The sequence below is a fragment of the Burkholderia sp. NRF60-BP8 genome, from assembly GCF_001522585.2.
In the GTDB taxonomy this organism is placed as follows: Bacteria; Pseudomonadota; Gammaproteobacteria; order Burkholderiales; family Burkholderiaceae; genus Burkholderia.
The window spans coordinates 3,379,199-3,403,022 of record NZ_CP013373.1 but is presented as its reverse complement, the minus strand read 5'-3'; the positions used below and the strand labels follow the sequence as shown (position 1 = coordinate 3,403,022).

The following is a 23,824-nucleotide window of genomic DNA, read 5'->3' as shown; positions in this document are numbered from 1 at the left end:
GCAAAGGGACGCGTCGCCGCGTCCCTTTTTCGTTGCGCGTTCGGGCCGACGCATCGTCACGCCTTGTCGGCCTTCCCCGCCGCGCTCGCCAATTTCGCGAGCCACGTATCGACGACCGACGGCTGCCGGTTCTCGTCTTCCGCGCGTTCCTTGCGGCGAATCGCGTTGCGCACGACGTGCGCGCCGACGTAGCGGATCGGCTCCGGCGGAAAATGGCCGAGCGGGCCGCGCACGAGCGGGCTGCGCGTCCACGCATTGTCGAGGCCGAGCACGAGCGACGACAGGATCTGCCCGCCCATGTAGGTCGGCCCGACGCCGTTGCCCGAATAACCGAACCCGTAGAACACGTTCGGCGCGCCGTCGAGGCGGCCGAAGAACGGGAAGCCCGTGACCGAACGATCCGACGGCCCGTTCCAGCTTGCCGTGATCGGCACGTCCGCGAGCGACGGGAAGAACGCGCGCAGGCTCCGTGTGAGCTGCGCCTCGTACGGCGAGCGGCGGTCGAACACCGGCGCGATGCGGCTGCGCCACGAGAACGTGTTGCCGCCCTTGCCGAGCATCAGGCGCCCGTCGGCCGTCGTTCGGTAGTAGTAGACGAAGATCCGCGAATCGAGCACCGACACGCCGTCCACGAGCCCGGTCCGATCGAGTAGCTCGGGGCATTTCTCCGTGATCACCATGTCGCTCGACACGACCGCGATCGTGCGTTCGAACTGCGGGAAACGGCTCGCCATCCACGCATTGATCGCGAACACGAGCTTGCCCGCCGTGACGCTGCCCGACGGCGTGCGCACGACGGCCGGCTGGCCGGGCGTGAAGTCGAGCATCGGCGTGCGTTCGTAGATGCGGATGCCCATCGCGCGCGCGACGCGGCGCAGCCCGCGTACGAGCTTGCCGGGATGCACGGTCGCGGCGATCGGCGAGTAGACGCCGTCGAGATTGCGCGCGGAGCCCGAGCGGCGCGCGACTTCGGCGGGCGGCAGCGGCTCGTAGCTGTGGATGCCGCACGCGGCGAGTGCGTCGAGCACCGGCGCGAGCGTGCCGACCTGCGCGTGGGACGTCGCGGTGTACAACGTGCCGTCGAGCCGCAATTCGGCATCGACGTCGTGCGCGCGGCAGAAATCGGCGATGTGCTGCACCGCCGCTTCCGACGCCTTCACGAGCCGGATCGCCTCGGCTTCGCCGAACAGACGCCGCAGCGTCAGGAATTTCGCGGACCAGGTGAGCAGGCAGCCGCCGTTGCGCCCGCTCGCGCCGGCGCCGCACAGGTCGGCTTCGAGGATCGCGATGTCGAGCGCGGGGTGCTGCTGCTTCGCCTGGATCGCGGTCCAGAGGCCCGTGTAGCCGCCGCCGACGATGCACACGTCGGCCTGCGTCGCGCCTTGCAGCGCGGGGGCGAGATCGCCGTCGTTGAACAGCGCTTGTTCGATCCAGAAGGGGCGCATCGGAAGGTTCGTCGATAAGGTAAGGGGCCGCGCGACGCACGGCCGGGAAAAACGGGCGGCCGCATGCGCGTGCGCACGCGGCCGGGTGCATCGCGTCACCTCGTCACGCCGCCGCTTCGGCCGATACGCGGCGCACGCCCATCGCTTTCAGCGTGTCGGCAATGGCCGCGACGGCGCCCGGAATCCCGGCTTCGCCGAAATGGCCGATGCAGCCGACGCGGAACGTCTCCACTTCGGTCAGCTTGCCCGGATACAGAATGTAGCCGCGCTTTTTGACCTCCTGATAAAACCGCTTGAAATCGTAGTTCGGATCGTCCGGCGCATGGAACGTGACGATGATCGGCGCCTGGATCGCCGGATCGAGGAACGGCCGGAAGCCGAGCGCGCGCATCCTGTCGATCAGCGCGCGACAGTTGCGCTGATAGCGGCCGCCGCGCGCGGCGAGTCCGCCTTCGTCGACGTATTGCGCGACGGCTGCGTCGAGCGCGGCGACCACGTGCGTCGGCGGCGTGAAGCGCCACTGCGTCGTGCGCTGCATGTAGACCCACTGGTCGTACAGGTCCATCGCGAGCGAGTGGCTGTTGCCTTCGCTGCGTTCGAGCGCGCTGCGCTTCGCGATCACGAAGCCGAGCCCCGGCACGCCTTCGAGGCACTTGCCGGACGCGGCGATCACCGCGTCGAACGGCGTCGTGCGCGCGTCGATGTCGATCGCGCCGAACGAGCTCATCGCATCGACGATCAGCGCGCGCCCGTGCTTTGCGACGGCCTGCGCGACGTCGTGCAGCGGGTTCAGCACGCCGGCGCCCGTTTCGCAGTGCACGAGCGCGACGTGCGTGATGGTCGGATCGGCGGCGAGCGCGCGCTCGACGTCGGCCGGATCGACGCGGCGATCCTCGCGGTAGTCGATCGTCGTCAGCCGGCGACCGAGCACGCGGCAGATCTTCGCGAGGCGCTGGCAGTACGCGCCGTTGTTCGGCACGAGCACGTGGCCGTCGCGCGGCACGAGCGTGCCGATCGCCGCCTCGACCGAGAACGTGCCGCTGCCCTGCAGCGGCACGCATTCGTGCGTGCCCTCGCCGTGCACGATCTGCAGCAGCCGTTCGCGCAGCCGCGCGGTGATCGCGTTGAAATCGCCGTCCCACGAGCCCCAGTCGCGCAGCATCGCGTCGCGCGTGCGGTCGGAGGTCGTCAGGGGGCCGGGGGTGAGCAGGATGGGCTGGGCGGCGAGCGTCATGGTGTCTCCTTGATGAAGTCGGGACGTCACGGGAATGCGGCGGGAATTCAACGGCGATGCGGATGGCGCCACGCCTGCGTACGGCGCAGCAGGCGATGCGAGATGCACGCGAACAGCACGCATGCGAACGACGAGGTCGCGAGCACGAGCGTGGCCATCGCGGCGGCCGGGCCCATCTGGCCCGCGTCGTCGAGGTTCAGGATCGCGACCGATGCGGGCTGCGTGTCCGGCGAGTACAGGAACGCGACGGCCGACACCGTCGCCATCCCGTTGACGAACAGGTAGCGCGCGATCAGCAGGATCGCGGGCAGGCACACGGGTACCGTCACCCGCAGGAAGGTCTTGTAGAACGGCACCTTCAGCGATGCGGATACGGCCTCGAACTCGCCGTCGATCTGCCTGAGCGCGGTGACGGCCGTGAGGTGGCTCGACGCGTAGTAGTGGACGACCGTGACGATCGCGAGCAGCCACAGCGATCCGTACAGCCCGTTCAGCGGATTGCCGGGCGCGTTGAACAGGAAGATGTAGCTGATGCCGAGCACGAGCCCCGGCACGCCCATCGGCAAGATCGCGCACAGGCTGATGAAGCCGCGCAGCCAGCGCGCGCCGCGGGTCTTCTCGATCAGGTACGCGGCGCCGAACACGACGATCGTGCCGCCGAGGGCCACCGTCGCGGCCATCCGCAAGCTGTTCTTGTACGCGTCGAAGATGCCGGCCGCGATCAATCCCATCCGGTAGTGCTGCAGCCCGAGACTCATCTGGTACGGCCAGAACTTCACGAACGACGCGACCACCGAGATGCCGACCACCGCGATGAAGAACGCGCACACGAGCGCGCAGTACGCGAGCATCGCGGCGTCGAAGCCGCGCGACGGCTTCGGCTGGTACGGCGTCGAGCGCGCGCCGAGCTGCGACTGCTGGCGACGGCGGACGAAGAAGTCGATGCCGAACGCGACGAGCGCCGGGCACAGCAGCATCAGGCTCACCACCGCGCTGCGGTTGAAATCCTGCAACCCGATGATCAGCTTGTAGATGTCGGTCGACAGCACGTTGTACGAGCCGCCGATCACGACCGGCACGCCGAAGTCGTTGATGCACATCGTGAACGCGACCATCGTCGCGCTGATCAGCCCGTACTTCGCGCCGGGCAGCGTGATCGTGAAGAACTTGCGCATGCGACCCGTGCCCATCGCGTCGGCGGCCTCGTAGAGCCGGCCGTCCGCGAGCGACAGCGCGGTGACGAGGATCATCAGCACGTGCGGGAACGACGCGTACACCATGCTCAGCACGATGCCCGGCAGCCCGTAGATCGAATGGCCGTGCAGCAGCGGCTTGAGCAGCCCCGCGTTGCCGAACCAGTAGATGAACGACACGGCCGACAGCAGCGTCGGCGCGAGCAGCGGCAGCAGCGCGATCGTGCGCGCGGCGTTCTTCAGCGGCATGCACGAGCGCGTCAGCGCATACGCGAACGTGAACGCCATCGGCACGACGATCGCCGTGACGAGCGCGCCGACCGTCAGCGAATGCAACATCGAGCGCAGCACGCCGCTGTCCTCGAGATACTCGACGAAGTTGTGCGCGCCGACGAAACGGCCGTCGGCGTCGACGAAGCATTTCTGCACGACGAGCGCGAGCGGCAGCAGCAGGAACAGCGACATCAGCGCGGCCATCGCGAAGAGCGCGAGCTGGGCGATGCGGTCGTGCCAGTGCGTGATCTGTCGCACGTCGGTGGGGGCGGACGTGCCGCGGCGGCGCTCGGTCAGGACGGTGCTCATTGCAGTCGCTCCTTCGCGCACGGGAACACGCGGACATGCTCGCGATCGAGCGCGAGGTCGATGCGCGCGCCGGCCTGCACGCCGGTGCGGTCGACGTCGCGATACGACAGGTCGGCGACGATCTCCTGGCCGTCGAGCCCGTCGATCCGGAAGCTCACGCGGCAGAACGCGCCGAGGAATTCGAGCTTCTCGACGCGGCCGGCCAGCACGTTGTCGGGCGTCTCGCCCGGCACGCGGATGCGCAGGTCCTCGGGCCGCACGTAGACCGACACCGCCGCGCCCTGCGCGGGGCGGGCCGCACCGTGGCGGCAATCGAGGCCGACCGCGCCCGCGCGCAGCGTGCCGTCGTGCGCGACTTCGGCGGGAATCGTGTTGACGCGGCCGATGAAATCCGCGACGAACGGCGATGCCGGCTGCCGGTAGATTTCGAGCGGGGTGCCGATCTGTTCGATCACGCCGTGGTTCATCACGACGATGCGATCGGCCATCGACAGCGCTTCTTCCTGGTCGTGCGTGACCATGATCGTCGTCACGCCGAGCCGCTGCTGCAGCGCGCGAATTTCCTGGCGCAGCCGCACGCGCACGCGCGCGTCGAGCGCCGACAGCGGCTCGTCGAGCAGCAGCAGGCCGGGCGACGTGGCGAGCGCACGCGCCAGCGCGATGCGCTGCTGCTGACCGCCGGACAATTGACCGGGGTGCTTGCGATGGCTGTCGGGCAAACCGACCAGCGCGAGCAGCGTATGCACGCGCTCGTGGATCGCGTCGCGCTTCATCTTGCGGTTCACGAGCCCGTACGCGACGTTGTCGTACACGGTGAGGTTCGGGAACAGCGCATACGACTGGAACACGATCCCGTAGTCGCGCAACTGCGGCGGCAGCCGCGAGATGTCGCGGCCGTCCTGCATGATGTGGCCGGCGTTCTGCGTCTCGAGCCCCGCGATGATCCGCAGCAGCGTGGTCTTCCCGCAGCCGGACGGCCCGAGAAAGCAGATCATCTCGCCCTTCATCACGCTCAGGTCGATGTCGGTGAGGACTTGCGTGTCGTTGTACCGCTTCTCGATGCGTTCCACGCTCAGATAAGGTGCCATGCGCGCCTCCATGGAGGGGCGGCCCGGGGGCCGGGTTCGACGACGGAAAGGGTGACGCGGGGCGGCGTGCGGCGCGACCCCGCCGCGGGCAGCGTCATTGCTGCGCTTTCGCCCCGTAACGCTTCTGCCACGTATCGAGAATCGACTGGCGGTTCTTGGCCGACCACACGAAGTCGTTCTTCACGAGCAGGTCCGGGTAGTTGTCGGGGATGCCGGCCAGCTTTCGCGCCACGCCCGGATACGCGACGATCGCCCACCAGCGCGCGGTGATCTGGTTCGCTTCCTTGCTCGCCATGAAGTCGGCGAGCTTCCTCGCGGCGTCGGGCTGCTTCGTCGTCTTCATGATCGCCGTGCCTTCCATGTCCCAGCCGAGCCCTTCCTTCGGGAACACGAGATCGATCGGCGCGCCCTGCGCCTGCAGTTCGTGGCCGCGGAACTCGAACGAGATGCCGATCGGGAATTCGCCGGTGCCGGCGAGCGTGCACGGCTTCGAGCCCGAATGCACGTACTGCGCGACGTTCTTGTCGAGCGCGTCCATGAATTTCCAGCCTTTGTCGTCGCCGAAGGTCTGCAGCCATGCGGTCACGTCGAGGTAGCCGGTGCCCGACGACACCGGGCTCGGCATCACGATCGCGCCTTTGTAGACCGGCTTCGTCAGGTCTTCCCACGACGTCGGCTTCGGGATGTTCTTCGCTTGCGCGGCGACGCGGTTGTAGCAGATCGTCGCGCCCCACACGTCCATGCCGACCCAGTGCGGCGGCGTGTTCGCGTCGCTGTACTTGCGCGTGAGCTGGTCGAAGCCCTTCGGCGCGTACGGCATCAGCATGCCTTGCAGGTCGAGCAGCGTGAGGCTCGACGCGGCGAGGCCGAGCACGACGTCCGCGCGCGGGTTGTTCTTCTCCGCGAGCAGCTTCGCGGTGACCGAGCCGGTCGAGTCGCGCACCCAGCGGATCTCGATATCGGGGTTCGCCTTCTCGAATGCGTCCTTGTAGGGCTTCATCGCCTCGTCTTCCAGCGCGGTGTAGACGAGCAGCGACGTCTTCGCGTGCGCCGCCTCAGCGGCGCCGAGCGCGACGGCCACGGCCACCGCGACACGGGCCGCGCCCGTCGCCCATGCATGGAAACGCTTGTGTACCGGCACTTCGTTCATCTTCAGACCCCTTGACTGTAGCGCCGCGGCGCGCGGCGGATGAGTGGAGACCAGCCCTCTTGCTGCACCGTTGTTTTGCTTTCTGTTCTCTGCATGTTGTTGACAATCTACAAATCATCAATTTTAATGTCAAGCATGGAAAACACCTCCCTTCGGCGCGGCGCGGGCGCCGACGGCTCACCCCTTCGACCTGAAAGGAATGAACGTCATGTCTGAAACGCCTGTATCCGTGGAAGTGAACGGCCGCCGCTACAACTGGATGAGCCGGCCCGTGGTGGTCGTCTGCGTCGACGGCTGCGCATACGAATATCTGGAAGAAGCCGCCGAGGCCGGCGTCGCGCCATTCCTGCGCACGTTGCTGAAGCCGGGCACGGCGCTCAAGGGCGAGTGCGTGGTGCCGAGCTTCACGAACCCGAACAACCTGTCGATTGTCACCGGCGTGCCGCCGGCGATCCACGGGATAAGCGGCAACTACTTCTACGATCGCGACACCGGCGCCGAGGTGTTGATGAACGATCCGAAGTACCTGGTCGCGCCCACCGTGCTCGCGACCTTCGCCGAACAGGGCGCGCGCGTCGCGGTCGTCACCGCGAAGGACAAGCTGCGCCGCCTGCTCGGCAAGGGGCTGAAGGGCATCTGCTTCTCGTCGGAGAAGGCCGACGAAGCGAGCATCGAGGAAAACGGCATCGACAACGTGCTCGAGTTGGTCGGCAAGCCGGTGCCGAGCGTGTACAGCGCGGACCTGTCGGAGTTCGTGTTCGCCGCCGGCGTGCGCCTGCTCGAGACGCGCCCGATCGACCTGATGTACCTGTCGACCACCGACTACGTGCAGCACAAGTGCGCGCCCGGCACGCCCGGCGCGAACGCGTTCTACGCGATGATGGACACGTACCTGCGGCGCCTCGACGAACTCGGCGCGATCGTCGCGATCACGGCCGATCACGGAATGAACGCGAAGCACGACGACGAGACCGGCGAGCCGAACGTGATCTACCTGCAGGAGCTGTTCGACGAATGGCTCGGCCACGATGCGGCGCGCGTGATCCTGCCGATCACCGATCCGTACGTCGTGCACCACGGTGCGCTCGGTTCGTTCGCGACCGTCTACGTGCCGGCGACGGCCGATGCCGATGCGCTGCGCGCGCGGCTCGCCGCGGTCGACGGCATCGAAGTCGTGCTGACGGGCGCCGAAGGCTGCGCGCGCTTCGAGCTGCCGCCCGCACGGATGGGCGACCTGATCGTGATCTCGAAGCAGGACGTCGTGCTCGGCACGCGCCGCATCAAGCACGACCTGTCGGGCCTCGACGTGCCGCTGCGCTCGCACGGTGGGATCTCCGAGCAGATCGTGCCGCTGATCTTCAGCAAGCCGGTCGCGACCGACGTCGCGGGCCGCGCGCGGCTGCGCAATTTCGACATCATCGACATCGCGCTCAACCACCTGCAGTGACGCGGACGCATCCGCCAGGAGACACTCATGAACGCCATTGCAGAATCGTCGGATGTCCGCACGCTTCGTCGTGAAGCACTGCGAATCGATGGTGAAAGGATCTACCGCGACGCGGTGATCGACGTGCGCAACCCGTACGACGGCGCGCTGGTCGGCACCGTGCCGAAGGCGACGCTCGACGACGTGCGCCGCGCGTTCGCGGTCGCGCATGCGTACCGGCCGACGCTCACGCGCCACGATCGCGCGGCGATCCTGCGCCGCGCAGCCGACATCGTGCGTGCGCGCACCGCGGAGATCGCGGCGCTGATCACGGCCGAGGCCGGGTTGTGCATCAAGGATTCGACGTACGAAGCCGGCCGCGTGGCCGACGTGCTGACGTTCGGCGCCGGCGAAGTGCTGAAGGACGACGGGCAGATCTTCTCGTGCGATCTGACGCCGCACGGCAAGAAGCGCCGCGTGTACACGCAGCGCGACCCGCTGCTCGGCGTGATTTCGGCGATCACCCCGTTCAATCACCCGATGAACCAGGTCGCGCACAAGATCGTGCCGTCGGTGGCGACCAACAACCGGATCGTCGTGAAGCCGTCGGAGAAGGTGCCGCTGTCGTGCTACCTGTTCGCGGACATCCTGTACGAAGCCGGCCTGCCGCCGCAGATGCTGCAGGTGATCACCGGCGACCCGAAGGAGATCGCCGACGAGCTGATCACGAACCCGGCGATCGATCTCATCACGTTCACCGGCGGCGTGTCGATCGGCAAGTCGATCGCCGCGCGGATGGGCTACCGGCGCGCGGTGCTCGAACTCGGCGGCAACGATCCGATCATCGTGATGGAAGACGCCGATCTCGACGAAGCGAGCACGCTCGCGGTGTCGGGCTCGTACAGGAATTCGGGGCAGCGCTGCACGGCGATCAAGCGGATGCTCGTGCACGAGGCGGTGGCCGATCGCTTCACGGAGCTGGTCGTCGAGAAAACGCGTGCGTGGTCGTACGGCAATCCGTCCGATCCGTCGATCGACATGGGCACCGTGATCGACGAAGCGGCCGCGAAGTTCTGCGAGCAGCAGGTGAACGACGCGATCGCGCGCGGTGCGCGGCTGCTGGTCGGCAACGTGCGCGACGGCGCGCTGTATTCGCCGACGATCGTCGATCGCGTGACGCCCGACATGCCGCTGGTGAAGCATGAAACCTTCGGCCCGGTGTCGCCGATCATGCGCTTTCGCGACATCGACGAAGCGATCCGGATGTCGAACAGCACCGACTACGCGCTGTCGTCGTCGGTGTGCACGAATCGCTTCGACCACATCACGCGCTTCATCACCGAGCTGGAAGTCGGCAGCGTGAACGTGCGCGAGGTGCCGGGCTATCGACTCGAACTGACGCCGTTCGGCGGCGTGAAGGATTCGGGGCTCGGCTACAAGGAGGGCGTGCAGGAGGCGATGAAGAGCTTCACGAATACGAAGACGTATTCGTTGCCGTGGTAAGCGACGTGTCACGCGCCCGCGCCGGCATCGCAGCCGGCGCGGGCGTGGTTCGATCGGCGCGTAGCGTCGGCCGATTCGCGTTTTTGCCGGGCCGCGACGCGTCGGTAGAATTCGCGGACCTCTCGAACGGCGCAGGCGTGCCGGTGTGGTGACGCGAGACGCGGTACCGGCTCAGCGCCGTGCGTACCCGTCGAGCACGGCCGCGACGATCGCTTCCGGCGCATCTTCCTGAACCAGGTGGCCCGCGCGAGGGACGCGGATCAGCTGGCCGTTCGCGATGCGATCGGCCAGGGCCTGTCCTTGCTCGAGCGGAATCCACGCGTCTTCCTCGCCCCACACGATGCGCACCGGAAAGTCCGGCGGCGCGTAGCGGGCCTCCGCTTCCTCGATGTAGCGCTGGCGCATCTGCGCGATCTGGCGATAGAACGCGGCCTGGCCGGCCGGCGTGAGCCACGGCGCACGGTAGATCGACAGCACGTCTTCGCTCAACGGCTGCGCGACCGCGTTGCCGAGATAGGCCGACAGGAGCGCACGATGCGCGTACGCGGGCAAGCCGGTGAACGCGGCTTCGTGCTGCGCGACGTGACGCACGAACGGCGAGCCTTGCGGCGCGATCGCGACCGGGTTCACGAGCGTGAGATCCGCATACGCGATGCCGTCGAGAAAATGCGCGCGCAGCACGGTTGCGCCGCCATAGTCGTGCGCGAGCACGCGCGGCCGCGCGAGTCGCCATTCGTTCAGCAGCGCGCCGAACAGCGCGTTCTGACGGCCCAGCGACACGTCCGCGTCCGGCATGTCGGACTGGCCGTAGCCGAGCAGGTCGTAGAAATACACGCGATGGCGTCGCGCGAGCCACGGCGCGATCCGGCGCCATACCTGCGACGAAAACGGCGTGCCGTGTACGAGCACGAGCGGCGGGCCTTCGCCGAGCGTGCCCCATGCAATCCGGTGGCCTTCGAAATTGAAGCGGTTCGGGAGTTCGAGCATCGGCTTCTCCGTGGTAACCTGTTTTGGTTGTTAACAGGTTACGCCGGATTTTCCGGATGTGAAACCGATAGGCGAGAATAAATGGTTACTCGATCCGACCCGGCGCGACACGGGCATGAATGGCGTGCGGCCGATTTCGTCGGCGGCCATCCGGCGCTCGATTTTCTGAACACCGTGGCCGACACCGGCAAGACGCGCGACGAGGACAAGCTCGTCGACTGGCCGGCCGTGCGCGCATGGGCCGCGAAAGCGGGGTTGCTGGCGCCCGACGATCTGGCGCGGCTGCTGCGTCATCCGCGCCAGGACGGCCCGGACGAGCTCGCGGCGCTGCACCGCTTTCGCGACGACGCGTACGTCGCGATCGCGCATCTGACGGACGCAGGCGGCGGCAGTGCAGGCGCGCGCGCAGCGGACCGGCTCGCGGCGGCGATCCGCGACGCGATCGGGCGCAGCGCGTTCGACGCCATCGGCGGCCGCTTCGCGTGGCGGCCCGACGCGCGCGCGGCGTCGCGCTGGATCGATGCGGTCGCGCTCGGTTTCGAGCATCTGATGCGCAGCGACGATTTCGCGCGCGTGCGGCAGTGCGACCGGTGTACGTGGTTCTTCGTCGATCGCGGCCGCGGCGTCGGGCGGCGGTGGTGCGACATGCGCACGTGCGGGAATCGCGCGAAGGTGGAGGCGTTCAGAGAGCGGTGACGCGTGCGTCGCGACGGTTGCCGCCCCGCGCGTGCGTCATCGGGCGGCTTCGTGCGGCCGGTGGTGGTCGGGCCATAACGTCGCAGCGACGAACAGCCCCGCTGCGAGGAACGGCGCGCCGATCGCGAACAGGATGGCCGTGAGGCCCCAGCGATCCCAGAAGCGGTCGACGAGCGCCCGCTCGGGGGTGACGGGATCGTACAGCACGCTGACCGCGTCGCCTTTGTGCAGGCCCGGCTGCGACGACGCCGAGCCTTGGGCGAACGTGATCAGCCGTCCGCTGTCGGTCGTGAACGCGACGATGGCCGAATACAGCGACGTGCGCGACCGCGACGATCGCCCGTTTTTCGCGATCTCGACCACATGGCCGGTCGAGCGCGCATAGTGGTGGACGATCTGCCACTGACGCAGGCCGGCCGCGCCGGCGCCGGCGAGGAAGCCCGTGCCGATCGCGATCGGAATCAGCACGATCGCGACATCCCAGCGGCGCCGTGCCGGCTTGCGTGCGACGCGGGGCCGCGCCGGCTCCGATTGCCGGCGGCGGCGCTCGCCGGCAATCAGCAGGCTGCCGATCGCGAACGACGCGACGGCGAGCAGCGCCGGCACGGCCACCGGAAACCAGCGTTGCGTGAAATCGTCGATCAGCGCCGGGCGTTCGGGGTGGTCGGGGTCGAGCAGGACGTCGACGTTTTCGCCGATGTCGTAGGCGGGGACCGTCGATGCGGTATTGCCGGCGACTTCGCGCCGCTGGCCGTCGTTCGCGAGGTACGCGACGATCGGCCGGTACGCGCGCATCGCATCGCTGTCCTGGACGATGCGCACGACCGTGCCCGGCACGCGGACCAGATGGCCGGGTTCCCGGCTTGCCGTGACGGCGAGTGCGCCGGTCAGCACGGACAGGACGACACCGATCGTCAGCGCGACCAGCGCGTTCTTACCCGGCATGACGCGATCCGGTTCGTGCGTCGCGCGGGTTCGGGTGTGCCCGGGTGAGCGGCCCGTCGCGACGGACAGGCCGATATTGGCGCGACCACGCCCTCTGAATGGTCGCGTCTCGTTCACATGCTTCCATGTCTGACGTCCCGTGTTCTCTCAGTGCCGGCGGCAGACGACGATACGTGCGCCGGTCGTGTGATTTTGTCGGACGATTCTAGCGGAAACGATGCGCGACGGGCGTGCGGTGACGTACCGCGAAAGGCGCGCGCCGCGAGTGCGGCGCGCCAGAACGAAAAAGGCCGGTCAGCTTTCGCTGACCGGCCTTTGGAATTCCTGGTGGGGCGTGAGTGACTCGAACACTCGACCTACGGATTAAGAGTCCGCTGCTCTACCAACTGAGCTAACGCCCCCAACAGAAGAAAGATTATGCGTGAGTATTTCAGGCTTGGCAAGCCTTTTCTGCAAATATCCTGAAAATATTTCGTCGAGACGGCGGCGGCCGTCGGCGCGATAACGAGCGGTCGCAGTTTGCGCGCTCCCGGTATGATGACGCCACACGCGTTGCGCGGCGGTCGCGCGACGTTTTCTGGACAGTCGAAGATGGACGAAAACGCAGTCCGCGAATTGCTGGATCGCCTGCTGGCCCCGTGGGTCCGCTCGCTGGGTCTGGTCCCCGTGTCGATCGGCGACGACAGCGTCACGCTGCGCCTGCCGTTTTCCGGCGAGTTCCGCCATTCGGGCGGCGTGATCTGCGGCCAGGTGTTCACGGCGGCCGCCGACACCGCGATGGTGGTCGCGATCTCGGCCGCGCTCGGCGAATTCCGGCCGATGACGACGGTGTCGCTGAACACGAACTTCATGCGTCCCGTGCGCAAGGGCGACGTACTCGTCACCGCGCGCGTGCTGCGGATGGGCCGCAATCTCGTGTTCGGCGAAGTCGAGCTGTTCGACGAGGACGGCAAGATGGCCGTCCACGCGACGTCGACCTACGCGCTCGTCGGCTGAGCGGCGCGATGTTCGACCAGATCGTCTTTGCGGGCGGCGGCAATCGGTGCTGGTGGCAGGCCGGCTTCTGGGACGTCGCGCAGCCGGCGCTCGACCTGCGCCCGCGCGTGATCACCGGCATTTCGGCCGGCGCGGCCACCGCGTGCATGCTGTATACGCGCGACGCCGCGTGGGTGATGCGCTATTACGAAGAGGCGCTGCGCCACAACCGGAAGAACGCGTACTGGGGCAACCTGTTTGGGCGCGAGCCGGTGTTTCCGCACTACCGGATCTACCGCCAGGCGTTGCTCGACATCTACGGCGAGCCGTTCGCGAAGCTCGCCGCGGCGCCGGAGATCCGCATCGGCGTGTCGCACGTGCCGCGCTGGCTCGGCGCGCGCAGCGCGGTCGCCGCCGGCCTCGTCGCGTACAACATCGAAAAGTACGTGCGCAAGACGCTGCATCCGACGCTCGGGCGCACACTCGGTTTCCGGCCCGAATTCGTGCGTGCGCAGGCCTGCACGCAAGTCGACGAACTCGCCGACCTGATCCTGCAGTCGTCCTGCACGCCGCCGTTCACGCCGGTGCTGCGGCGCGGCGGCCGGCCGGTGCTCGACGGCGGGATGGTCGACAACGTGCCGGTCGATGCGCTCGACCCGTCACCGGGCGACGTGCTGGTGCTCGTCACGCGCCTGTATCCGCGTCCGCAGATGTTCACGGTCGCGCATGGCGACCAGCGGCGGCTGTACGTGCAGCCGTCGAGCAAGGTACCGATTTCGAGCTGGGATTACACGAGCCCGTCGCAGATGCGGCATGCGTACGATCTCGGTCGGCGCGACGGCGAGCACTTCCTCACGCGTGTCGGCGCGATGACGGGCGGCCGCGTGGCCGCCTGACGATCGGGAATGGAGCAGCGGGGCCGCGCGGCGTGCGCAGCCCGTGCGATCAGCGCTTGCGGATCGGCGTCAGCGCTTCCGGATTCGCGACGCTCGACATGTCGCCGTCGTCGAACGCGAGAATGTTGCGGAATGCGGCACTGAAATACAGCTCGTAGCTTTCGCGTTCGACGTAGCCGATGTGCGGCGTGCAGATCACGTTTTCCATCCGCAGCAGGCTGTAGCCCTGCAGGATCGGCTCGCTTTCGAACACGTCGATCGCGACCATCCCCGGACGGTTGTGCGACAGCGCGTTGACGAGCGCGTTGTCCTCGAGCAACTCGGCGCGGCTCGTGTTGACGAGCAGCGACGTCGGCTTCATCCGCATCAGGTCTTCCTGCTTCACGATCCCGCGCGTGTCGTCGTGCAGGCGCAGGTGCAGCGACAGCACGTCGCTCTGCTCGAACAGCGCTTCGCGACTCTGCGCGGCCGTGTAGCCGTCGGCGCGCGCGGCTTCGAGCGAATGCTCGCGGCCCCAGATCAGCACGTTCATCCCGAACGCCTTGCCGTAGCCGGCGACGAGACGGCCGATCTTGCCGTAGCCCCAGATGCCGAGCGTCTGGCCGCGCAGCACCTGGCCGAGGCCGAAGTTCGGCGGCAGCGCCGACGTCTTCAGGCCCGACTGCTGCCAGGCGCCCTGCTTCAGGTTCGCGACGTACTGCGGAATGCGGCGCTGGGCGGCCATCACGAGCGCCCAGGTCAGCTCGGCCGGCGCGACCGGCGAACCGGTGCCTTCGAGCACTGCGATGCCGCGGTCGGTACACGCGTCGAGATCGATGTGGCTCGACACCCGGCCGGTCTGGCTGATCATGCGCAGGTTCGGCAGCTTCGAGAGCAACTGCGAAGTAATCGGGGTCCGTTCACGAATCAGCACGAGCGCCTCGACTTCCGCCAGACGGCTGGCGAGCTGTCCCAGGCCGCGCACCGTATTGTTGAAGACCTTTACGTCGTGGCCGGCGAGCATCTCGAAGCAGTTCAGCTTGCGGACGGCGTCCTGGTAATCGTCGAGGATGGCAATTTTCATGGTGAACGGGGTGTCGCGCGTTGAAAGCGGCACGGGCGGCGGCGCGCGTTGCGCGCCCGCTCTGCCCGGCCGGGGCCGACATGATGCTACGCCGGCCGCCTTCGTGGTGTCTTTTTAACAGGTTGTTACGCTCCGCCGCAATCGGCGCCAGTCACCCCCGGCGCCACTCGCGCGCCGTGCGAAGCGGTGCGCTGTTGTGTCGCATCAAACACGTCCTTTCTGATTCGGCCGCTTACACGCCGAGGTTCACCCAATTGTTGCTCCAAGCAGAATAATTGGATCAACTATCCGCGGAAGCCGAGGATTTTTGACTATTTTTATCGTCAACCGGCCCCTTGTTGAGCAACTCTGCATCATTTCCGCTGTCGTAGGAGAATTACGCATTTGCTTCATCTTTTTGAAGTTGTAACAGCGGCAGGAGTCGTTTATGGATCATTTGCAGTCGATGCGCGTGTTCGTCAAGGTTGCAGATCTCGGCAGTTTCGCGCGGGCCGCGAGCGCAATGGATATCTCCAACGCGGTCGCGACGCGCCACGTCGCCGATCTGGAAGGCCGGCTCGGCACGCGTTTGCTCAACCGCACCACGCGCAGCCTCTCCCTGACGGAGTCGGGTCAGGTCTATCTCGAGCGTGCCCGCCAGATCCTCGACGAGCTCGAGGACGTCGAGCAGATGGTCGTCGCACGCAATCACGAGCCGGTCGGCACGCTGCGCATCGTTGCGCCGGTCGTGTTCGGCCTGCACAACCTCGCTCCCGTGCTGCAGTCGTACACGGAGAATTTCCCCAAAGTGGTGCCGGATCTCACGCTGGTCGACCGGCAGGTCGATCTCGTCGAGGAAGGCTTCGACGTCGGCATCGTCGTCACGCGCCAGATGCGCAGCGCGAGCATCGTCACGCGGCGTCTCACCACCGGTTGCATGACCGTGTGCGCGACGCCGAGCTATCTGGAGAAGCACGGCGTGCCGATTCATCCGGAACAGCTCGCCGAGCACCCGGCCTTGAGCCTGCCGACCGAATACTGGGGCGACGAGCGCGTGTTCACGGGGCCGGACGGCGAAGTGCGTGTGCGCCCGACCAACGTGATCGTCGCGAACAACACCGCGATGCTGCGCCAGTTCGCGTTGCTCGGAATGGGCGTCGCGATCCTGCCGAGCTACCTGATCGGCAGCGACATCGCGCGCGGCGCGCTCGTGCGGCTGCTGCCGGAATTCCGGCTGCCGCAGGTCGAGATCAACATCGCCTACCCGAGCCGGCGCCACCTGCCGGCCAAGGTGCGCACGTTCATCGACCACCTCGTCGAACATTTCAGCCACTCGACCGACGCGATGATGGGCGAGCAGTGGGCCGCGCAGGGCGCGACGCCGCCGCCGATCGGCGTGGAGATGCGGGCCGAGCAGCCCGAGTCGACCGATCCGAACCTGCAGCCGCGTCTTGCGCGCTCGCCGCGCACGCGCGTGGCGGTGCCGTCGCCGCTGTAACGGCTCGGAGGCCGGCACGAAAAAAACGCGGATCGATCGATCCGCGTTTTTTTATGGCTGCGTACCGGCGCCGGACGCGCCGCAAGCGGCGCCCGGCGGCCGGGACGTCACGAACCCGTCTTGCGCGCCGTCGTCTTGCGTGCGGCGGTCTTGCGGGCCGGTGCCGGTTTCTCTTCGGCGCCTTCGGTCACGGTTTCGGCATCCTTCGCCGCCGATTTGGCCGTCTTCTTCGCGGCGGCCGCCTTCGGCTCCTTCTTCTCGAACTCGAAGCCGATCTTGCCGTCCGGCTGCTTCACGAGGAACGCCTTGAAGTTGCGGCCGGTACGCGACGACTTGAAGTTCGGCAGCAGATCCGTGCGACCGTCGGCAAGCAGCTTGCCCATCTGCTCGCGCGTGATTTCCTGCTGCAGGATCACCTTGCCCGAGCGGAAGTCGCAGGTCTTCGGGTTCGCCACCGAGTGCTCGCACACGTAGCTCATCCCGTGCTCGAACACGCGGCCCTTGCACTTCGGGCACGCGCCGACCGGTTCCTGCGCCGAGAAGTCGGGCGCTTCGCCTTCGTCACCGCCCTGATCCTGGCCGAAATCGAACTCGAGCTTGTAGTTCTTCGTCTCGTCGTCGAACGACAGCTTGAGGATCGCCGAGAACGGGCGGCCCATCTTGCTGCGGAACCCCGACAGCGGCCCGATTTCCTTCTTCTGCAGCAGCTCCTCGACTTCCGGGATCTCGAATTGCCGGCTGCCCGGAATCTTCGAGATCGAGAAATCGCACTTCGTGCACGCAAAGCGGCGGTAGTTTTCCTTCACCTGGCCACCGCAGTTCGGGCACGGTGTCTCGAGGGTCGCGTAGTCGCCGGGGATCGTGTCCGAATCGTATTCCTTCGCGCGCTTGACGATCTGCTGCGTCATGCGGGCGATTTCCTGCATGAACGCGTCGCGGCCGAGATTGCCGCGCTCCATCTGCGACAGCTTGTATTCCCATTCGCCGGTGAGCTCGGGCGCCGTGAGTTCCTTCACGCCGAGGCCGCGCAGCAGCGTCATCAACTGGAATGCCTTCGCGGTCGGAATCAGTTCGCGGCCTTCGCGCAGCAGATACTTCTCGCCGAGCAGGCCTTCGATGATCGCCGCGCGCGTCGCCGGCGTGCCGAGGCCCTTCGCGGCCATCGCCTCGCGCAGCTCGTCGTCCTCGACCAGCTTGCCCGCGCCTTCCATCGCCGACAGCAGCGTCGCTTCCGAGTAGCGTGCGGGCGGCTTCGTCACCAGCGCGACGGCGGCGATCTCGTCCGTCTTCACCTTCTCGTCCTTCTGTACCGGCACGAGGTTCGCGTCCGCGCCTTCGGCGTCGCGGCCGTACACCTGCAGCCAGCCCGGCTCGACGAGCACCTTGCCTTCGGTCTTGAAGTGATGGCCGGCGACTTCGGTGATCCGGGTCGTCACGCGGAATTCGGCTGCCGGGAAGAACACCGCGAGGAAGCGCTTCACGACCATGTCGTACAGCTTCTGCTCCGGCTCGGACAGCGACTTCGGCGCCTGCAGCGTCGGGATGATGGCAAAGTGGTCGCTGATCTTCGAGTTGTCGAAGATCCGCTTGTTCGGCTTCACCCAGCCCTTGTCGAGCACCTGCTTCGCATGCGGCAGATAGTTGTGGCTCTCCTTGAGCATCTCGAGCGTGGACTGGACCGTCGACAGATAGTCTTCCGGCAGCGCGCGCGCATCGGTACGCGGGTAGGTCAGCACCTTGTGCTTTTCATACAGCGCCTGGGCGAGGCCGAGCGTGTTCTTCGCGGAGAAGCCGAAGCGGCTGTTCGCCTCGCGCTGCAGGCTCGTCAGGTCGAACAGCAGCGGCGACAGTTGCGTCGACGGCTTCGATTCCTCGGACACCGTGCCGACCTGGTCGCGACAGGCGGCGACGATCGTTTCGGCGGCCGGCAGGCTCCACAGGCGTGAGTCGCGCTTTTCCGGATCGAATTCGTCGCGCTTGAATTTCGGGTCGAACCACTTGCCTTCGTAGAAGCCGGCCGCGCACGCGAATTCGGCCTTCACTTCCCAGTAGTCGCGCGGGACGAAGCGACGGATTTTCTCTTCACGTTCGACGACGATCGACAACGTTGGCGTCTGAACGCGGCCGACGGTGGTCAGGAAGAAGCCGCCGCCCTTGCTGTTGAACGCGGTCATCGCGCGGGTGCCGTTGATCCCGACGAGCCAGTCGGCTTCCGAGCGGCAGCGGGCGGCGTCGGCGAGCGGTTGCATGTCCGAGTCGCTGCGCAGGTTCGCGAACCCGTCGCGGATCGCCTGCGGCGTCATCGATTGCAGCCACAGACGCTGGACCGGCTGTTTCGCCTTCGCGTGCTGCGCGATCAGGCGGAAAATCAGCTCGCCTTCGCGCCCCGCGTCACATGCGTTGATCAGGCGGTCGACGTCCTTGCGCTTCATCAGTTTCGTGAGCACCTTGAGGCGCGACTCGCTTTTTGCGATCGGGTTCAGGTCGAAATGCGGGGGAATGACGGGCAGATGCGCGAAGCTCCATTTCCCGCGCTTGACCTCGTACTCCTCCGGGGCTGCGATTTCCAGCAGGTGGCCGACAGCGGACGAAAGGACGAAATCGTCGCTCTCGTAATACTCGTCATGCTTGGTAAAGCCGCCCAAAGCGCGTGCGATGTCGTTCGCGACAGAAGGCTTTTCCGCAATGATCAGTGCTTTGGACATGACAGGTGTGTGTTGGTAGACCGGGTTCGCCGGTTGTGGGTCCCTTTTACGACCGCTTTATAGCACACGCCGCAGCGACGGCGGCTCGGCGTGTAAAAAGCGGCTCATCATAGAGGGGGGCCGCAACGGCGGCAAGCGCCCGGCGCGGCGGGGCGCGCAAGCCTGCGCAAAAACTGCCGCTCCGGGCCGCGAATTCAGGCTTCGACGTTCAGGACGTCGCGCAATTTCGGTGCGTGCGGCGCACCGGGCACCGCGCTCAAGTCGGACAGCATGCGCTCGACGATCGCCGCGTGCGGCAGCACCGTGCCGAAGAAGCGTGCGGTGTGGGCGTCCTCGATCAGGATGGTCGGGAAGTTCTCGACGTCGAGATCGTCGAGCCGATCGGCATGGGTTTCGATGTCGATCCAGGCGAAGCAGGCGTCCGGATGCGCGTCGGCGAGCCGGTCGAAGGCGCTCCGGTAGTCGCGGCACGTGCCGCACCACTCGGCGCACAGGCAGGCGACCAGCAACGTGCCGGGATCGGCGAGGCGCTCGGCGATCCGATCCGCATCGGTGTCGAGATTCAGCGCGGGCATGGAATTCCTTGGATATCGTCGGCGGCCGGGCCGCCCCTATGGCGGGGAATGTAGCACGCCCCGCGCGGACGGGGTGGGCGCCGCGTCGAGCCGCGCGAAGCGGCCGCCGGCGACGCTCGCGATGCGGCCGGCCAGTTCCAGCGCGAGCAGCGCGCCATGCAGCACGTCGTCGGGCAGGCCACTGTGCTCGGCGAGCCATTCGTACGTCACGGGGCCGTATCCCAATGCGACGAGCACCGCTCGTTCCGACGGATCGTCCGGTGGCGGGGCTTCGGATCGGGGCGGCGCGGCAGCCGCTGCGGCGCGATCCGCTGGCGCGCTGCCGGCCGTGCCGGGCGCGCGGATTTCGCCGGCGTTCGCGCGCGGGTGGCCGGCGCGCGCCGCGCCGCCCGTGCTGTGCGCCGCCGGCTCGCCGAGCCCGTATTCCTCGAGCACGTCGAGCGGCGCCGCGGTGAGCTTTGCGCCGTCGCGGATCAGCGCGTGGCAGCCCTGCGCGAGCGGCGCGTGGATCGAGCCGGGTATCGCGAACACATCGCGCCCCAGTTCGTTTGCGAGCCGCGCGGTGATCAGCGAGCCCGAGCGCGGGGCGGCCTCGACGACGAGCACGCCGAGCGCGAGCGCGGCGATCAGCCGGTTGCGCTGCGGAAAATGCGCGGCACGGGCCGGCGTGCCGAGCGGCCATTCCGACACGATCGCGCCGTGCGCGGCGATTTCGTGGGCGAGCGCGCGGTGCCGCGCCGGATAGACGAGATCGGCGCCCGTCGCGATCACCGCGACGGTGCCCGACCGGCCGTCGAGCCCGCCGCGATGCGCGGCGCCGTCGATCCCGAGCGCGAGGCCCGAGACGATCGTGAGGCCCGCGTCGGACAACGCGTGGGCGAAATGCGTTGCGTCGGCGAGCCCCTGCGGCGTCGCATGGCGGCTGCCGACCACGGCGAGGCCGTGTGCGTGCAGCAGGTCGAGCCGCCCCTTTACATATAGCAGCGGCGGCGGATCGTGCAGGTCGCGCAGCCGCGGCGGGTAGGCCGGATCGCTCAGCGTGACGAGCACGTTGCCCGGCCCGTCGAGCCACGCGAGTGCGGCGTCGGTGCGCGTATCGAGATCGTCGCGCTCGCTCGCGCGCACGGCTTGCGCGGCGGCGGGGCTGCTCACGGCGGCGATGGCCTGGTCGGACGCGCACAGCACCGCCGCCGGCGAGCCGAATGCCGCGAGCAGCGCCTGCAACACGGCGGGCGAGAGACCGGGCGCATGCGCGAGCTGCAGCCATGCGCGCAGCGCGGAGGGCGTCAGCGCTTGCGGCGACATGAGGCTGCCCTCGAATGTGGCGGCCAGCGCAGCGCGTGGCGCCATGATAAAATTTTCATCATCCGAAATACTCGACAGGGCCGTGCGCGCAGGCGCCCGGCCGATTGCAGGAGGCGCGATCCGCGGCATTGATATGCCACGCATCCGCCTCATCTTGATTGCATCCCGGCGGCGGCGCCAGCCGGCCGGATGGCCGATGCGGCACGCCGCTCCACCGAATACCGAATACCGAACGCCATGGCTTTGCTCAATATTCTTCATTACCCCGACAAGCGGCTGCACAAGGTCGCCAAACCTGTCGACAAGGTCGACGACCGGATCCGCAAGCTCGTCGCCGACATGGCCGAGACCATGTACGCGGCGCCCGGCATCGGCCTGGCGGCCACGCAGGTCGACGTGCACGAGCGCGTGATCGTGATCGACGTCTCCGAGGAGAAGAACGAGCTGCGCGCGTTCATCAACCCGGAGATCGTGTGGTCGAGCGACGCGAAGCAGATCTACGAAGAGGGTTGCCTGTCGGTGCCCGGCATCTACGACGAAGTCGAACGCCCCGACCACGTGCGCGTGCGCGCGCTCAACGAGCAGGGCGAGACGTTCGAGCTCGACTGCGAAGGCCTGCTCGCCGTGTGCGTCCAGCACGAGATGGATCACCTGATGGGCCGCGTATTCGTCGAATACCTGTCGCCGCTCAAGCAGACGCGCATCAAGACGAAGATGAAGAAACTCGAACGCGCGATGTGATGCGCGTACGCCCAGCCCGACCCCGAACGCTGTCATGACCCATACGTTGCGCGTGATTTTTGCCGGCACGCCGGAATTCGCCGCGGCTGCCCTCGCCGCGATCCACGAGGCCGGTTTCCCGGTGCCGCTCGTGCTCACCCAGCCCGATCGCCCGGCCGGCCGCGGGATGAAACTCCAGGCGAGCGCGGTGAAGCGCTACGCCGTCGAGCACGGGATGACCGTCGCGCAGCCGCCGTCGCTGCGCCGCGCGGGCAAGTATCCGGCGGAGGCGGCCGACGCGATCGAGCTGCTGCGCACGACGCCGCACGACGTGATGGTGGTGGCCGCGTACGGCCTGCTGCTGCCGCAGGAGGTGCTCGACATCCCGCGCGCCGGCTGCATCAACATCCACGCGTCGCTGCTGCCGCGCTGGCGCGGCGCCGCACCGATCCATCGCGCGATCGAAGCGGGCGACGCCGAGACCGGCGTCACGCTGATGCAGATGGATGCCGGCCTCGACACCGGCGCGATGATCGACGAGGCGCGCATCGCGATCGCGCCCGACGATACGACCGCGACGCTGCACGACCGGCTCGCCGCCGACGGCGCGCGACTGATCGTCGACGCGCTCGTGCGGCTCGAGCGCGACGGCGCGCTGCCGGCGACGCCGCAGCCGGCCGACGGCGTGAGCTACGCGGAAAAGATCGGCAAGCACGAAGCGGCGCTCGACTGGCGCAAGCCCGCCGACGTGCTCGCGCGGCAGGTGCGTGCGTTCGATCCGTTCCCGGGCGGCGTCGCGACGCTCGACGGCGCGGCCATCAAGCTGTGGGCGGCCGAGCCCGTGGTGGCGCGCGGCGACGCGGCGCCCGGCACGATCGTCGAGGCCGCGCCGGAAGGCGTGGTGGTCGCATGCGGCAGCGGCGCGCTGCGCGTCACGCAGTTGCAGAAGCCGGGCGGCAAGCGGCTGCCCGCGCGCGAATTCCTCGCCGGTTCGCCGCTCGCCGCGGGCCAGCGTTTCGCGCTGCCCGACATCGACTGACACGGCCTGAGCGCCATTCGACCGGATTCGCCGGCCCCGCGCAACTGGCCGGACGGCCGAGTCGCGCGGGGCCGCAGGCACGCGTAGAATTTCCCTGCGCTTTCCGGTTTCGAGGTTTTCATGTTCGGCATCGTCCATTTCGGCTTCTTCGTGTTCGCGGTTTTCCTGCTGAACATCACGCCCGGCCCCGACACGGCCTACATCATCGGCCGCAGCGTCGCGCAGGGGCGCGGCGCGGGGCTGATGTCGGCGTTCGGTATTTCGGCCGGCTGCTGCGTCCACGCGCTCGCATGCGCATTCGGCCTGACGGCGCTGCTGGCGGCGTCGGCAACCGCGTTCACGGTGATCAAGCTGGTCGGCGCCGCGTATCTGATCTATCTCGGCGTGCGGATGATCGTCGCGAAGCAGGCCGCCGCGCCGTCGGATGCCGAAGCCACGCAGGCCGCGGCCGCCAGGCCGCTGCGGCAGCTGTTCATGCAGGGTTTCTGGACCAACGTGCTGAATCCGAAGGTCGTGCTGTTCTTCGTGTCGTTCTTCCCGCAGTTCGTGTCCGCCGACAGTCCGCACAAGGCGTGGGCATTCCTGACCCTCGGCGCGGTGTTCGTCGCGATGAGTACGGTCTGGACGAGTCTCGTTGCGTGGGTGGCGGGCAGCGTCACGCAGCGCTTCGCCGGCAAGCCGGGCGTCAAGAAGTGGCTCGACCGTACGGTCGGCAGCGCTTTCGTCGGCCTCGGCCTTCGTCTGGCGAGCGCGCAACGCTGAGATTGAATTTTTCCGGCGAGACCTTATCTAACAAATCGCTTACAATTTTCCGCCGTGC

General features: G+C 67.6%; 20 protein-coding genes and 1 tRNA gene. 9 read left to right on the top strand and 12 right to left on the bottom strand.

Annotated features, from left to right (window positions below):
- Positions 1-56: 56 nt before the first annotated feature.
- The 5 genes from WS54_RS29510 to WS54_RS29490 form a co-directional block, all read right to left on the bottom strand.
- Positions 57-1,445: an FAD-dependent oxidoreductase gene (locus WS54_RS29510; protein ID WP_059780737.1), complete on the bottom strand. Its 1,389-nt coding sequence runs from the start codon at positions 1,443-1,445 to the stop codon at positions 57-59.
- Between the two features lie 103 nt (positions 1,446-1,548).
- Positions 1,549-2,679, bottom strand: a complete 1,131-nt coding sequence (locus WS54_RS29505; protein WP_059780738.1) for a 2-aminoethylphosphonate--pyruvate transaminase — start codon at positions 2,677-2,679, stop codon at positions 1,549-1,551.
- Positions 2,680-2,726: 47 nt separating this feature from the next.
- Positions 2,727-4,454 (bottom strand): putative 2-aminoethylphosphonate ABC transporter permease subunit, encoded by a 1,728-nt coding sequence (locus tag WS54_RS29500; protein ID WP_059780739.1) that lies wholly within the window; start codon positions 4,452-4,454, stop codon positions 2,727-2,729.
- The gene (locus tag WS54_RS29495) at positions 4,451-5,542 is read right to left on the bottom strand and encodes a putative 2-aminoethylphosphonate ABC transporter ATP-binding protein (protein WP_059780815.1); all 1,092 of its coding nucleotides are present in this window, start codon (positions 5,540-5,542) and stop codon (positions 4,451-4,453) included. Before WS54_RS29495 ends, WS54_RS29500 begins: the two co-directional genes overlap by 4 nt.
- A 94-nt stretch (positions 5,543-5,636) precedes the next feature.
- Positions 5,637-6,692 carry a putative 2-aminoethylphosphonate ABC transporter substrate-binding protein gene (locus WS54_RS29490; protein WP_059780740.1) on the bottom strand — a complete coding sequence of 352 codons (1,056 nt, stop codon included), beginning with the start codon at positions 6,690-6,692 and terminating at the stop codon, positions 5,637-5,639.
- A 208-nt stretch (positions 6,693-6,900) separates the two neighbouring features.
- On the opposite strand from WS54_RS29490, the gene phnA reads away from it, so the two are divergent.
- Together phnA and phnY are read left to right on the top strand one after the other, a co-directional pair.
- A complete protein-coding gene (phnA, locus tag WS54_RS29485; RefSeq protein ID WP_059780816.1) occupies positions 6,901-8,139 on the top strand; it encodes a phosphonoacetate hydrolase in 1,239 nt (412 codons plus the stop codon).
- Between the two features lie 27 nt (positions 8,140-8,166).
- On the top strand, positions 8,167-9,621 hold the full coding sequence (gene phnY, locus WS54_RS29480) for a phosphonoacetaldehyde dehydrogenase (protein WP_059780741.1): 1,455 nt from the start codon (positions 8,167-8,169) through the stop codon (positions 9,619-9,621).
- 171 nt (positions 9,622-9,792) lie between these two features.
- Here the strand turns inward: phnY and WS54_RS29475 are convergent, their stop codons facing one another.
- Complete coding sequence (locus tag WS54_RS29475) at positions 9,793-10,608, bottom strand: alpha/beta fold hydrolase (RefSeq protein WP_059780742.1); 816 nt, start codon at positions 10,606-10,608, stop codon at positions 9,793-9,795.
- 81 nt (positions 10,609-10,689) lie between these two features.
- On the opposite strand from WS54_RS29475, the gene WS54_RS29470 reads away from it, so the two are divergent.
- Complete coding sequence (locus WS54_RS29470) at positions 10,690-11,304, top strand: CGNR zinc finger domain-containing protein (protein WP_059780743.1); 615 nt, start codon at positions 10,690-10,692, stop codon at positions 11,302-11,304.
- Positions 11,305-11,340: 36 nt separating this feature from the next.
- Here the strand turns inward: WS54_RS29470 and WS54_RS29465 are convergent, their stop codons facing one another.
- Positions 11,341-12,249 (bottom strand): DUF3592 domain-containing protein, encoded by a 909-nt coding sequence (locus WS54_RS29465; RefSeq protein WP_059780744.1) that lies wholly within the window; start codon positions 12,247-12,249, stop codon positions 11,341-11,343.
- A gap of 325 nt (positions 12,250-12,574) precedes the next feature.
- Positions 12,575-12,650, bottom strand: a tRNA-Lys gene (locus tag WS54_RS29460).
- Between the two features lie 190 nt (positions 12,651-12,840).
- On the opposite strand from WS54_RS29460, the gene WS54_RS29455 reads away from it, so the two are divergent.
- A complete protein-coding gene (locus WS54_RS29455) occupies positions 12,841-13,245 on the top strand; it encodes a PaaI family thioesterase (protein WP_031399646.1) in 405 nt (134 codons plus the stop codon).
- 8 nt (positions 13,246-13,253) lie between these two features.
- Positions 13,254-14,120 (top strand): patatin-like phospholipase family protein, encoded by an 867-nt coding sequence (locus WS54_RS29450; RefSeq protein WP_034208704.1) that lies wholly within the window; start codon positions 13,254-13,256, stop codon positions 14,118-14,120.
- A 49-nt stretch (positions 14,121-14,169) separates the two neighbouring features.
- On the opposite strand, the gene WS54_RS29445 is transcribed toward WS54_RS29450, so the two are convergent.
- Complete coding sequence (locus WS54_RS29445) at positions 14,170-15,183, bottom strand: D-2-hydroxyacid dehydrogenase family protein (RefSeq protein ID WP_059780745.1); 1,014 nt, start codon at positions 15,181-15,183, stop codon at positions 14,170-14,172.
- A gap of 427 nt (positions 15,184-15,610) precedes the next feature.
- On the opposite strand from WS54_RS29445, the gene WS54_RS29440 reads away from it, so the two are divergent.
- Complete coding sequence (locus WS54_RS29440) at positions 15,611-16,660, top strand: LysR family transcriptional regulator (RefSeq protein WP_034208702.1); 1,050 nt, start codon at positions 15,611-15,613, stop codon at positions 16,658-16,660.
- A gap of 107 nt (positions 16,661-16,767) precedes the next feature.
- Here the strand turns inward: WS54_RS29440 and WS54_RS29435 are convergent, their stop codons facing one another.
- From WS54_RS29435 to dprA, 3 genes are all read right to left on the bottom strand, one after another.
- Positions 16,768-19,365 (bottom strand): DNA topoisomerase III, encoded by a 2,598-nt coding sequence (locus WS54_RS29435; protein ID WP_059780746.1) that lies wholly within the window; start codon positions 19,363-19,365, stop codon positions 16,768-16,770.
- Positions 19,366-19,559: 194 nt separating this feature from the next.
- Positions 19,560-19,940: a thioredoxin family protein gene (locus WS54_RS29430; protein ID WP_034208700.1), complete on the bottom strand. Its 381-nt coding sequence runs from the start codon at positions 19,938-19,940 to the stop codon at positions 19,560-19,562.
- Positions 19,941-19,976: 36 nt separating this feature from the next.
- Positions 19,977-21,290, bottom strand: coding sequence for a DNA-processing protein DprA (dprA, locus tag WS54_RS29425; RefSeq protein WP_059780747.1), 1,314 nt, complete (start codon positions 21,288-21,290; stop codon positions 19,977-19,979).
- A 192-nt stretch (positions 21,291-21,482) separates the two neighbouring features.
- Here dprA and def point away from each other — a divergent pair, with 192 nt between their 5' ends.
- The 3 genes from def to WS54_RS29410 all read left to right on the top strand — a co-directional run bounded on the left by def (position 21,483) and on the right by WS54_RS29410 (position 23,766).
- A complete protein-coding gene (def, locus tag WS54_RS29420; protein ID WP_006477461.1) occupies positions 21,483-21,986 on the top strand; it encodes a peptide deformylase in 504 nt (167 codons plus the stop codon).
- 34 nt (positions 21,987-22,020) lie between these two features.
- On the top strand, positions 22,021-23,004 hold the full coding sequence (gene fmt / locus WS54_RS29415; RefSeq protein ID WP_059780748.1) for a methionyl-tRNA formyltransferase: 984 nt from the start codon (positions 22,021-22,023) through the stop codon (positions 23,002-23,004).
- A 120-nt stretch (positions 23,005-23,124) separates the two neighbouring features.
- Positions 23,125-23,766, top strand: a complete 642-nt coding sequence (locus WS54_RS29410) for a LysE family translocator (protein WP_059780749.1) — start codon at positions 23,125-23,127, stop codon at positions 23,764-23,766.
- Positions 23,767-23,824 lie beyond the last annotated feature (58 nt).

Coding starts and splice junctions, on each gene's coding strand:
- fmt (WP_059780748.1), top strand. CDS start 22,021: ATGACCCATACGTTGCGCGTGATTTTTGCCGGCACGCCGGAATTCGCC.
- WS54_RS29440 (WP_034208702.1), top strand. CDS start 15,611: ATGGATCATTTGCAGTCGATGCGCGTGTTCGTCAAGGTTGCAGATCTC.
- WS54_RS29470 (WP_059780743.1), top strand. CDS start 10,690: ATGGTTACTCGATCCGACCCGGCGCGACACGGGCATGAATGGCGTGCG.
- WS54_RS29505 (WP_059780738.1), bottom strand. CDS start 2,679: ATGACGCTCGCCGCCCAGCCCATCCTGCTCACCCCCGGCCCCCTGACG.
- WS54_RS29475 (WP_059780742.1), bottom strand. CDS start 10,608: ATGCTCGAACTCCCGAACCGCTTCAATTTCGAAGGCCACCGGATTGCA.
- WS54_RS29490 (WP_059780740.1), bottom strand. CDS start 6,692: ATGAACGAAGTGCCGGTACACAAGCGTTTCCATGCATGGGCGACGGGC.
- phnY (WP_059780741.1), top strand. CDS start 8,167: ATGAACGCCATTGCAGAATCGTCGGATGTCCGCACGCTTCGTCGTGAA.
- WS54_RS29465 (WP_059780744.1), bottom strand. CDS start 12,249: ATGCCGGGTAAGAACGCGCTGGTCGCGCTGACGATCGGTGTCGTCCTG.
- def (WP_006477461.1), top strand. CDS start 21,483: ATGGCTTTGCTCAATATTCTTCATTACCCCGACAAGCGGCTGCACAAG.
- WS54_RS29455 (WP_031399646.1), top strand. CDS start 12,841: ATGGACGAAAACGCAGTCCGCGAATTGCTGGATCGCCTGCTGGCCCCG.
- WS54_RS29430 (WP_034208700.1), bottom strand. CDS start 19,940: ATGCCCGCGCTGAATCTCGACACCGATGCGGATCGGATCGCCGAGCGC.
- WS54_RS29500 (WP_059780739.1), bottom strand. CDS start 4,454: ATGAGCACCGTCCTGACCGAGCGCCGCCGCGGCACGTCCGCCCCCACC.
- WS54_RS29445 (WP_059780745.1), bottom strand. CDS start 15,183: ATGAAAATTGCCATCCTCGACGATTACCAGGACGCCGTCCGCAAGCTG.
- dprA (WP_059780747.1), bottom strand. CDS start 21,290: ATGGCGCCACGCGCTGCGCTGGCCGCCACATTCGAGGGCAGCCTCATG.
- WS54_RS29510 (WP_059780737.1), bottom strand. CDS start 1,445: ATGCGCCCCTTCTGGATCGAACAAGCGCTGTTCAACGACGGCGATCTC.
- WS54_RS29495 (WP_059780815.1), bottom strand. CDS start 5,542: ATGGCACCTTATCTGAGCGTGGAACGCATCGAGAAGCGGTACAACGAC.
- WS54_RS29410 (WP_059780749.1), top strand. CDS start 23,125: ATGTTCGGCATCGTCCATTTCGGCTTCTTCGTGTTCGCGGTTTTCCTG.
- phnA (WP_059780816.1), top strand. CDS start 6,901: ATGTCTGAAACGCCTGTATCCGTGGAAGTGAACGGCCGCCGCTACAAC.
- WS54_RS29435 (WP_059780746.1), bottom strand. CDS start 19,365: ATGTCCAAAGCACTGATCATTGCGGAAAAGCCTTCTGTCGCGAACGAC.
- WS54_RS29450 (WP_034208704.1), top strand. CDS start 13,254: ATGTTCGACCAGATCGTCTTTGCGGGCGGCGGCAATCGGTGCTGGTGG.